We start from the raw sequence: 11,088 nt of genomic DNA on the forward strand, positions 1-11,088 counted from the left end.
TGTTACCGATACAATCATGTTTCGGGGTGCTTGACGCATCTACACTTTTCCCGCCGGGCGGGCTATGCGCGGGACATGACCACGCTGACCGACCTGTATGACGAACGCGTTGCCGAAGGGCACATCCTGCGCGACCCCGCGCAGGAAGAGGCACTTCCCGAGTTCGAACGCATCCGCCGCGAGCTGGCCGAGGCGCCGGAGCCGCAAAGGCGCGGCCTGTTCCGCAAGGCCAAGGCGCCCGAGCCGCCGAAGGGGCTCTATCTCTGGGGCGGCGTCGGGCGCGGCAAGTCGATGCTGATGGACCTCTTCGTCGAGGGCCTCGACGTGCCGGTGCGCCGGGTGCATTTCCATGCCTTCATGCAGGAGATGCAGGCCGAGCTGCACCGCCTGCGCGGCGAGGGTGTCGACGATCCGGTCAAGCCGATGGCAAAGGGCGTCTCGGACGCGATCAAGGTGCTGGCCTTCGACGAGATGCAGATCACCGATATCGCCGACGCGATGCTGGTGGGGCGGCTCTTCGAAGAGCTGTTCAAGGCCGGCACGGTGGTGGTCACCACCTCGAACCGAGTGCCCGACGATCTCTACAAGGACGGGCTCAACCGGCAGCTCTTCCTGCCCTTCATCGACCTGATCAAGGAGCGGCTGGTGGTGCGTGAGCTGGCCTCCGAGCGCGATCACCGGCAGGACCGCCTGAAGGGGGCGAAGGTCTATTTCACCCCCATCGACCGCGATGCGCGGGCCGAGATCGACCGGGTCTGGCAGGAGCTGACCCACGGCAACGAGGAGCCGCTCGTCCTGACCATCAAGGGCCGCAAGCTCGAGCTGCCGCGCTATCACAACGGGGTGGCGCGGGCCTCGTTCTACGATCTCTGCGGGCAGATGCTGGGGCCGGGCGATTACCTCGCCATCGCCGACGCGCTGCGCCTGCTTGTGCTCGAGAACCTGCCGCGGCTGGGGCGGAGCAACTTCAACGAGGCCAAGCGCTTCGTGACCCTGATCGACGCGCTTTACGAGGCCAAGGTGAAGCTCATCGTCTCGGCGGTGGACGAGCCCGAGAGCCTCTATATCGAGGGCCCGGGCGCGTTCGAGTTCGAGCGCACCGCGAGCCGTCTGCGCGAGATGCAGGCCGCCGACTGGGGCCACGGCCACTGAGGCGGGGCTGCGACTGGAGGCTCCGGCGGCGGACAAAAAAAGAGGGTCCCGAAGGACCCTCTTAGGCTGCTCGATTGATTATTGTTGCCTGTTAGTAAAGCGTCCCGAGAGCAGACGCGGTGGTCGGCGTCTGCGCTGAATATGCGCGAGGCTGTTGTCCGCTGGTTCTGTGAGTGGTGTTGGCGCGGAGGCAGAATCCTGCGGAGCGCGTCGGCGCGGGGCGATTGCACCCGGTCATGACTCTGCTCCTGTCCCGTCTGCGAGGCGATGCCGCGCAGGGGTGAATTTTGTCCCCATTTCCCTGTCCCTCAGGCTTGCGCGCGATCTTGCGCCGCACGCTGCTTGTCCTGTCAGCATAGGTGATTTTACAGAGAACCGTCAATATTTTGTGACGCGGCCAAGGGGTATGGGGAAATTTCGCGACAACCCCAAGGGGTTGTGGTTCTTTTTGCTCATGAATGAGGCATCTTTGTCACGATGATTTCCGGCGAGTGGGTCGCGGCGCTGTTAGCGCCAGAGTTGCATCCCGCCTGCCGACACATAGACACTCGCGAATCACTTGGTCAAGCTCGGAGGTTGGCACAGGGCCCGGCGCTCAGCCGTTCTCGCGCAACACCGCCCCTGCAAGGTAGAGCGAGCCGCAGATCAGCACGCGGGCATGCGGCTCGCGCGCGGAGATCTCCGCCAGCGCCTCGGAAACCGAGCCGGCGGTGACGGCGGTCATGCCGACCGAGGCCGCGATGCGGGCGGTTTCGTCTGCCGGCAGCGTGTTGGCCTCGCCCGGGATCGACACGGCGGTGAGGCTCGCGACCTCGCCCGCCAGCGGGCGCAGGTAGCCGCCGATGTCCTTGGTGTTGAGCATGCCGCAGATCAGGTGCGTCGGGCGCTTGGGCAGAGTGCCGAGGTGGCGCGCCAGCGCGATCCCCGCCGCCGGGTTGTGGCCACCGTCGAGCCAGAGCTCGACGCCCGGCGCGGCCTCGACCAGCGGGCCGCTGCGCAGGCGTTGCATGCGGGCGGGCCATTGGGCCTCGGTCACCGCGGCATCGCAGGCATCGGCGCCGAAGCCGAGGTGACGCAGCGCCGCCAGCGCGGCGCCGGCATTCTCGATCTGGTGGGCACCGGGCAGGTTCGGCAGCGGCAGGTCCAGCAGACCGGTCTCGTCCTGGAATACCAGCCGGCCGCGCTCTTCCCAGACATGCCAGTGCTGGCCATGCGCCAGAAGCGGCGCGCCAAGGCGCTCGGCGCGGGCCTCGATGACCTCCATCGCCGCCTCGGGCTGCGGGCCGACCACGCAGGGCACTCCGCGCTTGAGGATGCCGGCCTTCTCGCCGGCGATCTCGGCCAGCGTCTCACCGAGGAATTGCTGGTGATCGAGCGAAATCGGGGTGATCACCGTCAGCGCCGGGCGCTCGAACACGTTGGTTGCGTCGAGCCGCCCGCCAAGGCCGGTCTCCATCAGCGTCACGTCCGCAGGCGTGCGCGAGAAGGCCAGGAAGGCGGCGCAGGTTGTGATCTCGAAATAGGTGATGCTCTCACCGCCATTGGCGTCCCAGCACTCGTCGAGCACCTGCGACAGCTGGTCTTCGGGGATCAGCTTTCCGGCGAGGCGGATGCGCTCGTGGAAGCGCGCCAGATGCGGCGAGGTATAGGCATGGACGCGCTTGCCCGCGCCCTCGTAGCCTGCGCGGATCATCGCCAGCGTCGAGCCCTTGCCGTTGGTGCCGGCGGCATGGATCACCGGCGGCAGCTTGCGCTCGGGGTGGTCGAGCGCGTCGAGAAGCCGCCAGACCCGGTCGAGGGTCAGGTCGATGATCTTGGGATGCAGCGACATCATCCGCTGCAGGATCGCGTCGGACCCCTGCGCGGTCATTTGGCGTCGGCGGTGGGGGTGTCGGGCAGCTCGGGGGCGGGCAGATCGCCTGCCACCGCCGGCGGCATACCGGTGAGCATGCGCACGATGGTAGTCAGCTCCTCGCGCATCTTGCGGCGGTCGGTGACGCGGTCGAGCATGCCGTGCTCGAGCAGGTACTCGGCGCGCTGGAAGCCCTCGGGCAGCTTCTCGCGGATGGTCTGCTCGATGACGCGCGGACCGGCGAAGCAGATCAGCGCGTTGGGCTCGGCGATCTGAACGTCGCCCAGCATCGCGTAGGAGGCGGTGACGCCGCCGGTGGTCGGGTGGGTGAGCACCACGATATAGGGCAGGCCGGCCTCGCGCAGCATCTGGATCGCCACGGTGGTGCGGGGCATCTGCATCAGCGACAGGATGCCCTCCTGCATGCGCGCGCCGCCGGCGGCCGAGAACAGGATCAGCGGGCGCTTGAGGCGCTTGGCCTCCTGCGCGGCCTTGATGATCGCGTTGCCCACATACATGCCCATGGAGCCGCCCATGAACGAGAAATCCTGCGCGGCGCAGACCACCGGGGTGCGGCCGATCTCGCCGGTGGCGACCAGCATCGCCTCCTTCTCGCCGGTGACGCGCTGCGCGGCGCGCATGCGGTCGGGGTATTTCTTCTGGTCGCGGAAATGCAGCGGATCCTGCGTCGGCTCGGGGACGTCGATCTCCGAGAAGATGCCGCCGTCGAACAGCGCGGTGAAGCGTGCGCGCGGCGTGATGTTCATGTGGTGGTTGCAGTTGGTGCACACGCCGAGATTGTCCGTCACCTCGCGGTGGAACAGCATGGTTCCGCAGCTGTCACATTTCGTCCAGAGGTTCTCGGGCATCTCGCGGCGCGAGAAGATCGAGTTGATCCGGGGACGAACGTAATTGGTGATCCAGTTCATAACTGCGCCCTTCGCGACTTCGTGTCGCGGCTCACTTATGCCTGCTCGCACGGAAATGCAATCGCGGCTCAGGCCCGCAGGGCAATCCGTGCCGCCAGCCAGCTCAGTCCGATCGAGGCGAGATCGAGCGGCAGCAGCGCACGGATCGCCTCTTCGTCGCCAGCGCCGAAGGGCAGGTGGTAGAGCGCCAGCCCCGACATCGTGCCCTGCGGCGATATCAGCGCGATGGCCACGAGGTTGTTGAGCATGTGCAGCGCGACCGCCGGCCCCAGCGTGCCGGCCCGCGCAGTGAGGTCGGCGGCGGCGAGACCGAAGGCGAAGGCCCAGGCCATCACCAGCCAGGCATTGCCGCCATAGGTGGCCGGGGTCCAGTGCCCGAGGGCGAAGAGCGCCGAGGGCAGGATCAGCCAGACCGCGGGGTGCGGCAGCCGCGCGGCGAGCTGCGATTGCAGGTAGCCGCGAAACAGCAGCTCCTCGCTGCCGGTCTGGATCAGCAGCGCGGCGAGCGTCAGCGGCAGCAGCGCCAGCCAGGGCCCGAGGGCAAGGCCCGGCTGCAGCTCTTGCGCGATGTCCCAGGGCGGCAGCGCGCCGATCACCAGGTAGAGCAGCCCCACCGCGAGGAAGACCCGGACGAACTGGCGCACCGCCATCGGCAGCGGGCCGAACAGGCTGCGGGCGCGGCGCTGGTGGATCAGCTGCGAGGCGGCGATGGTGCCGATCCCCAGCGCGCCCATGCCCAGCAGCAGCACCAGCAGGGTGGCGGGGGTGTCGCCTTGCTGCAGCCCGAGCAGGAACTGCCGCGATGTCTCGGCCGGAACCACGACGGAGAGCACCGTGAAGAGGCCCTGCGGCAGCGCGAAGGCGACCAGCACGATCAGGCACAGCCCGATGATCAGCCGCCAGAGCTCGGTGCGTCGGGCGCTGCCGGTCATCAGCAGGAACGGGCGATAGGACATGGCGGCGGATCCGGCGCGGCGGGAGGGCGGTGCGCCGCTCCTCGGTTGGACTGGAGATAGGCCCTCGGGCGCGACCCGGCAAGCGCCCCGGCCGTCGCGGGGGGCATAGCGACAAGCTGCGGGATTCATTTCTTGTTTCAACGCAAGCGCTTCGCTATCCCGATGGGGTCGGGTCGGGTCGGGTCGGGGATGGAGCGAGATGGCATGACGTGGAACAGGGCACTGGCCAGCCTCACCGGGCTGGCGATGCTGGCGGCCTGCGTGCCGACCTCCGGCAGCGCGCCGCTCGCCAGCGCGCCGCTCGCCGGGGGCGAGATCGTGGTGGCCGGGCCGAGGGGCTACTGCGTCGATCCGGTGACCTTGTCGCGAGGGACCAGCCGCAGCTTCGCGGTGCTCGCCTCGTGCAACATCCTGTCCGGGGGCGAGGACGGCATCTTCGTCGAGCCGATGATGGTGACGATCACCGTGGGCCCGCGCCAGCAAAGCCCGGCGATCCCCGCCCCCGAGGCGCTGGCCGCGGAGGCCGGGCAGCCGCTCGTCTCGGGCAGCGCGCGCGACGGTCTGACCACGGCGCTGCTGGGCAGAGGCGGTGGCGAGGTGCTCGACGATGGTGATCCGCGCTACTGGCGCGGGGCCTTCGTGGAGAACGGTCACCTGATCGGTCTGGCGCTCTACGCGCCGGAGGGCAGCCGCTTCGTCGGGCGCGACGGCGCCGAGATGCTGAGCCGGGTGCATCGCCAGATCCTGCGCCTGAGCCCGGAGCTTGCGCCGGTCAGCAGCGCGGCCGCCGACGGCTGACCCGCGCCGCCGCGCCGGTTTTTGCCCGTTTATTCGATGCAAAGGATTTGCCATAACTGTGCCGAGGGTCACCGGCGCGAGAGTGGCCGGGACAGACGTGGCAACGGGCGAGGCAGATGAGCGGCATCGGCGATGGTTGGATGAGCCGGGCGGTATCGGCGATGGTGCTGCGGCGCTGGACCGAGGCGGCGCGCGATGCCGAGACAACCGATCTGCGCCAGCTGCGCCGCCAGCGGTCTCTGGCGCGGCGTCTGCGCGATCGTCTCGACCGGCTGATCCACGTGGCCGACGGGAGGCTGGCCCTGCCGCTGCGTGGCAACCAGTCGTTCCCGCGCCCGCACAACACCGACTGGGCCTGGCGGCCCGAGCTCTGGTGCGGGCCGCTGTCGGTGGTGGGGCTGTCCTCGGTGCAGTCGCAGTCGCGGCTGGGCAACGAGGTGACCCTGTTTCACGATTGCGCGCATTCCGAGATCACCCTGCGCCAGCTGCGCAACACGCGCGAGTGCGACCTCGCCGCCTACGGTCTGCGGCTCGACGTGTTCAAGTTCGACGGATCCTACCTGTCGCTCGCCGTCGATCTGCCGGATGCGAGCTGCGAGGGGCTTCGGCGCAAGCACCTGATCCGCGTCGACACCATCGTCGAGATGGAGAAACCGCTCGAGATCTTCGCGCGGCTCAACATCCGTCACGGGCCCAATACCGAGCAGATCGTGCGCGAGCTGCCGCTGCGCGAAGAGGAGATCCGGGTCGAGTTCGACCTGGCCTACACCAACCTCAACGAGAAGCGCGCCGATCGCATGTGGCTTGACCTGATCTTCGAGGGGCCCGAGATGAACCAGGTGATCCTGCGCGACCTCACCTTCAGCCGACGCCCGCGGGCCGAGATGTAACGGAGACACGCGATGAGCGCCTACTCGCTGAGCAAGACACGGTTCAAGGAGGGGGTCTGGGAGGGTCTGCTGACCGCCGAGGCCTCCGGCGCGCCGACCCCCGAGATCATCGTCGATTTCGACGGTCGCCCGGTGCGCGGCGTCGCGGTGGCCGAAACCGGGGAGCCCGGGCGTTGGGCGCTCGAGGTGCCGGTGCCGAAAGAGGCGATCTGCGACGGGGTGCAGAGCTTCACGATCCGCGAGGCCGCCAGCGATGCGCTGCTGGGCAGCTTCACGCTGATCGCCGGCGAGGCGCTGGACGATGATCTGCGCGCCGAGGTCTCGCTGCTGCGGGCCGAGCTCGACATGCTCAAGCGGGCGTTCCGGCGCCATTGTCTCGAGACCATGTAGGCGACCGTTCGCACACGAATAGCGGCTTTGCGCCCGCGGGACATTGCACACGGGCGTGTGAGCGGTCACAGTGGCGAGGTTGGTATACCACCCGGAGCCCCCATGACACCGCTGCGCGGCATTGCGCTGAAAATCACCTCGGTCATCCTGTTCGTGATCATGTCGTCGCTGATCAAGGCGTCCGACAGCGTGCCCACCGGGGAGGCGGTGTTCTTCCGCTCGTTCTTTGCGCTGCCGGTGATCATCGGCTGGCTGCTCTGGCGCGGCGACATGGCGACCGGTCTGCGCGCCAACAAGCCCTCGCTGCACGTGTTGCGCGGCATCGTCGGGGTTTCGGCGATGGGCTTCAACTTCGCGGCGCTGACCCTGCTGCCGCTGCCCGAGGTCACGGCGCTGGGCTATGCCGCGCCGCTGCTGACGGTGATCTTCGGCGCGGTGCTGCTGGGCGAGCAGGTGCGCCTGTTCCGGCTCTCGGCGGTTGCGATGGGGATCTTTGGTGTCGGGCTGGTGATGTGGCCGCTGCTGACGGTGTCGGAAATGAACGACACGGTGCTCCTGGGCATCGGCTTCGTCATGGCCTCGGCGGTGTTGCGGGCTCTGGTGCAGATCCACATCCGCCGCATGGTCCAGACCGAGCAGACCTCGGCCATCGTGTTCTATTTCACCATGACCTCGACGGTGCTGTCGCTGCTGACCCTGCCGTTCGGCTGGGTGATGCCGAGCGGCCCCGAGACGCTCATGCTGATTGCCGCCGGCCTGATCGGGGGCGTGGCGCAGATCTGCATCACCTCGGCCTATCGCGGCGCCGAGGCGGGACTGCTGGCGCCGTTCGACTATGCCTCGATCCTGTTCGCGATCCTGATCGGCTACCTGGTCTTCGCCGAAGTACCGACGGCGATGATGCTGCTGGGCTCGGCGGTGGTGATCGCCTCGGGCGTGGCGATCATCCTGCGCGAGCGCTATCTCGGGCTGCAGCGCAACCGCGCCCGCCCGAATATGACGCCGCAGGGCTGACGCCCTGCCGAGGTCGGCGCTGCGGGATGATGTCCTCAAAGGATGAGGTGGCCCTGACGGGTCGCACCGTCAGGCCGTCTGTCAGGCGGTGACAGGCTCCGCTACCGCGGCGGCCAGCTCCAGCCCGTCGCCATAGAGAATGTGGGGCGCATCGAAGCAGAGCTCGATCAGCGCGATCTCGCGTGTGCCGATCACCCGGATGAATTCGCCATCGGCCAGCCGCTCCGCCGGGACCAGCGCGCGATCGGCGCCAAACAGGGCCTTGGCGCGCCAGTCGCGCACGAGGATCTCTTGCGTGGCGGGCAGAACCGCGTCGCTGTCGGGGCGGGAATTGCCCAGCGTGCCGGCGCGGATCGCAACCAGCTTCACCCGTTCGGTGCGGCGATGGATGGCGGTGAGCGTGGCGGTGCCGCTGTCGCGTGTGATGACGCGGTCGCCGGGCGAGAGATACTCCACCGGGATCGCGCCTTCGAGCGTGAGCACCACTGTGCCCGCGACCAGTGCGTTCAATGTCTGCGACGCCACGATGTGCCGTGCGGGGACGGTCGCGCCCCCGGCCGTGCCATCGCGCCGGACCGTTTTCGGTTCCATGGGCGCAATCCTGCTGTGTCTGCCTCGTTATTGTCAGTCAGACTATGGCAAGATTCGGTTAATGTCGCGGCTTTTCCGCGCCGCATTTTCCACTCGCCTTGGCAGCGTGGCTTTGCTAGGACAGCGCGGCGTTAAGCGGGTGTGGCGGAATTGGTAGACGCACCAGATTTAGGTTCTGGCGCCTTTGGCGTGGGGGTTCGAGTCCCTTCACCCGCACCACGCATCCCCGAGCTTCCTGACTGACCTGCGGCACTCGTCGCGTGGTTGTGCCGTTTGTGCTATCCTCCCGGATACCGAGGGCCACCCGGCCCGCATCGCGGAGGAGGAGAACGCGCCATGTCAGTGACCCTGGATATCCAGCAGCCCCAGCCGTTCGACCTCGTCGGCTCCACGCTCCTGATCGCCGGCAACGCCACGGCCTTCGAGGGCACGCTCACCATCCGGGTTTCCGAGGGGCATGACGAGTTCGAGGGCTTCACTCAGGTCGGCTCGCTGGGCCTGCGGCAATTCCAGGCGCAGTTCGAGATCCCCGAGACCAACGCCTTCCAGCTCAACCGGCTGTTCGTGACGCTGGCGGACGATACCGGCAACGAGAACGGACCTTCGGTTACGGTACCGGTGCTGTTCGGCCCGCGCATCCTGCCGGGCTACAGCGGCTGGCAGCCCTACACCGTGCAGCCGGGCGACACGCTCACAAAGATCGCCCAGCAGGTCTATGGCAACGGCGCTTTCGAGCCGATCTTCGAGGCCAACCAGCACGTGCTGGCGAGCCCGAACCTGATCTTTCCGGGGCAGGTGCTCCGGATCCCGCGCAACGATCTCTGAAGCCGACTCCGCCCGGGCTGCCGGACAGGAAAAAGGGCGCCACCCCGCAAGGAGTGACGCCCGGGAAGTGACCGCAGGATGGCGGTCAGTCGGGGATCAGAAACCCAGCGCCATGCCGTCCTTGCGGGTGTCGCTGCCGCCGGTGAGCGTCTTGGCCTCGCGATCGATCCTGATCGCCTGGCTGCCGCCGATCGGGCTGGTCTGGATGGCGAGCTTGTGGCCGCGCGCCTCGAGCTCGGCGCGGGCCTCGGCCGAGACGCCCGGCTCGAGCTGCAGTTCGCCGCCGAAGGCGAAGCTGCGCGGGGCGTCCATCGCCGCCTGCGGGTCCATGCCGAGATCGAACATGTTCGACAGGAACTGGCCGTGGCCTGCCGCCTGGTACTGGCCGCCCATCACGCCGAACGGCATCACCGCCTGACCATCCTTGCAGACCATGCCGGGGATGATGGTGTGCATCGGGCGCTTCATCGGCGCGATGGCGTTGGGATGGCCCTCTATCAGCCGGAACGAGGCACCGCGCGAGTGGAACAGCACGCCGGTGTCGGGGTCGAGCCGGGTCGAGCCGAAGCCGTGGAAGATCGAGTTGATGAACGACAGCGCGTTGCCCTCGCCATCGACCACGCAGAGATAGATCGTGTCCTTGTGCTCGGGTTCGTCCCAGAGCGCCGGCGCGCCGGCCTTGCTCATGTCGATGCGGGCGGCGAGCGTGTCGACGACCTCGTCGGAGAGCAGCGTCTCGACCACGCCCTCGCAGGCGGCGGGATCGCCGATCAGCGCGTCGCGGTGGTGATAGGCGAGCTTGGCGGCCTCGGCATGGATGTGGATACGGTCGGCCTCGGAAAGCTCCGGGCCCATGTCGAATTTCGACAGGATGCGCAGGATCAGCAGCGCCGCGAGGCCCTGGCCGTTGGGCGGGCACTCGTAGATGTCGTAGCCGCCGAACTCTGTGGAGATCGGGTCGACCCAGATCGCGGCGTCCTTGCCGGCGTGGAAATCCTCCTCGGTCTGCAGCCCGCCCAGCGATTGCAGGTGTGCGGCCATCTTGGCGGCGGTCTCGCCCTCGTAGAAGCCGGCAGCGCCCTTCTCGGCGATTTCGCGCAGGCGCGCGCCGATCAGCGGCTGGGCATGCATCTCGCCGACCTTCGGCGCGGCGCCGTTCGGCAGGAAGACCTTGGCGGCGTGCTCGTCTGCCCCCACCTGCGCGGCGTGCTCGGCCCAGTCCATCGCGACGCGCGGTGTCACGACGTAGCCGTTCTCGGCGTAGTGGATGGCGCGGGCGAAGAGCCGCTCGAGCGGCAGCGAGCCATGATCGTCGTGCAGCCGGCACCAGGCCGAGATCGCGCCCGGAATGGTGACCGCGTGCGGGCTGGTCTGGGGGATCTCGTCAGTGAGGCCCGCGGCCTTCAGCGCCTCGACGGTGGCGGCCTTGGCCGCGCGGCCGGAGCCGTTCAGCGCCTTCACCGCGCCGCCCTTGGGTGCGTAGAGCGCGAAACAGTCGCCGCCGATGCCTGTCATCAGCGGGTCGACGACGCATTGCACCGCCACGGCGCAGATCGCGGCATCGACGGCATTGCCGCCGGCGGAGAGGATCTCGAGCCCGGCCGCCGTCGACAGCGGATGCGACGTGGCGATCATGGCGTTGGAGGCCAGAGTGCTGGGACGCCGGGCGGAGAAGAAGTCGAACATTGGTC

At 68.1% G+C, this 11,088-nt stretch carries 11 protein-coding genes and 1 tRNA gene; 7 read left to right on the plus strand and 5 right to left on the minus strand.

The window, feature by feature from the left end; all coding sequences use genetic code 11:
- Window positions 1-75: 75 nt before the first annotated feature.
- Window positions 76-1,152 carry a cell division protein ZapE gene (zapE, locus tag KUV62_RS09175; RefSeq protein ID WP_222603375.1) on the plus strand — a complete coding sequence of 359 codons (1,077 nt, stop codon included), beginning with the start codon at window positions 76-78 and terminating at the stop codon, window positions 1,150-1,152.
- Window positions 1,153-1,747: 595 nt separating this feature from the next.
- Here the strand turns inward: zapE and KUV62_RS09180 are convergent.
- From KUV62_RS09180 to KUV62_RS09190, 3 genes are all read right to left on the minus strand, one after another.
- Window positions 1,748-3,022 carry a bifunctional folylpolyglutamate synthase/dihydrofolate synthase gene (locus KUV62_RS09180; protein ID WP_222603376.1) on the minus strand — a complete coding sequence of 425 codons (1,275 nt, stop codon included), beginning with the start codon at window positions 3,020-3,022 and terminating at the stop codon, window positions 1,748-1,750.
- Window positions 3,019-3,933, minus strand: a complete 915-nt coding sequence (gene accD, locus KUV62_RS09185; RefSeq protein WP_222603377.1) for an acetyl-CoA carboxylase, carboxyltransferase subunit beta — start codon at window positions 3,931-3,933, stop codon at window positions 3,019-3,021. Before accD ends, KUV62_RS09180 begins: the two co-directional genes overlap by 4 nt.
- 68 nt (window positions 3,934-4,001) lie before the next feature.
- Window positions 4,002-4,889 carry a CPBP family intramembrane glutamic endopeptidase gene (locus KUV62_RS09190; protein ID WP_222603378.1) on the minus strand — a complete coding sequence of 296 codons (888 nt, stop codon included), beginning with the start codon at window positions 4,887-4,889 and terminating at the stop codon, window positions 4,002-4,004.
- A 204-nt stretch (window positions 4,890-5,093) separates the two neighbouring features.
- On the opposite strand from KUV62_RS09190, the gene KUV62_RS09195 reads away from it, so the two are divergent.
- From KUV62_RS09195 to KUV62_RS09210, 4 genes are all read left to right on the plus strand, one after another.
- Window positions 5,094-5,687, plus strand: coding sequence for a dihydroxy-acid dehydratase (locus KUV62_RS09195; RefSeq protein ID WP_261395490.1), 594 nt, complete (start codon window positions 5,094-5,096; stop codon window positions 5,685-5,687).
- Between the two features lie 116 nt (window positions 5,688-5,803).
- Entirely contained in the window at window positions 5,804-6,577 is a 774-nt protein-coding gene (locus KUV62_RS09200) for a DUF6478 family protein (protein ID WP_222603379.1), read from the plus strand.
- A gap of 12 nt (window positions 6,578-6,589) precedes the next feature.
- Window positions 6,590-6,967 (plus strand): hypothetical protein, encoded by a 378-nt coding sequence (locus tag KUV62_RS09205; RefSeq protein WP_222603380.1) that lies wholly within the window; start codon window positions 6,590-6,592, stop codon window positions 6,965-6,967.
- Window positions 6,968-7,069: 102 nt separating this feature from the next.
- Window positions 7,070-7,981, plus strand: a complete 912-nt coding sequence (locus KUV62_RS09210; protein ID WP_222603381.1) for a DMT family transporter — start codon at window positions 7,070-7,072, stop codon at window positions 7,979-7,981.
- Window positions 7,982-8,062: 81 nt separating this feature from the next.
- Here the strand turns inward: KUV62_RS09210 and KUV62_RS09215 are convergent, their stop codons facing one another.
- Complete coding sequence (locus KUV62_RS09215) at window positions 8,063-8,572, minus strand: Hint domain-containing protein (protein ID WP_222603382.1); 510 nt, start codon at window positions 8,570-8,572, stop codon at window positions 8,063-8,065.
- A gap of 135 nt (window positions 8,573-8,707) precedes the next feature.
- Here KUV62_RS09215 and KUV62_RS09220 point away from each other — a divergent pair.
- Window positions 8,708-8,791, plus strand: a tRNA-Leu gene (locus tag KUV62_RS09220).
- A gap of 117 nt (window positions 8,792-8,908) precedes the next feature.
- Window positions 8,909-9,397 (plus strand): LysM peptidoglycan-binding domain-containing protein, encoded by a 489-nt coding sequence (locus KUV62_RS22810; RefSeq protein ID WP_222603383.1) that lies wholly within the window; start codon window positions 8,909-8,911, stop codon window positions 9,395-9,397.
- Between the two features lie 96 nt (window positions 9,398-9,493).
- Here the strand turns inward: KUV62_RS22810 and KUV62_RS09230 are convergent, their stop codons facing one another.
- Entirely contained in the window at window positions 9,494-11,083 is a 1,590-nt protein-coding gene (locus KUV62_RS09230) for a gamma-glutamyltransferase family protein (RefSeq protein WP_222603384.1), read from the minus strand.
- Window positions 11,084-11,088: the final 5 nt, after the last annotated feature.

Source organism: Salipiger bermudensis (genome assembly GCF_019801965.1).
Classification (GTDB): domain Bacteria; phylum Pseudomonadota; class Alphaproteobacteria; order Rhodobacterales; family Rhodobacteraceae; genus Salipiger; species Salipiger bermudensis_A.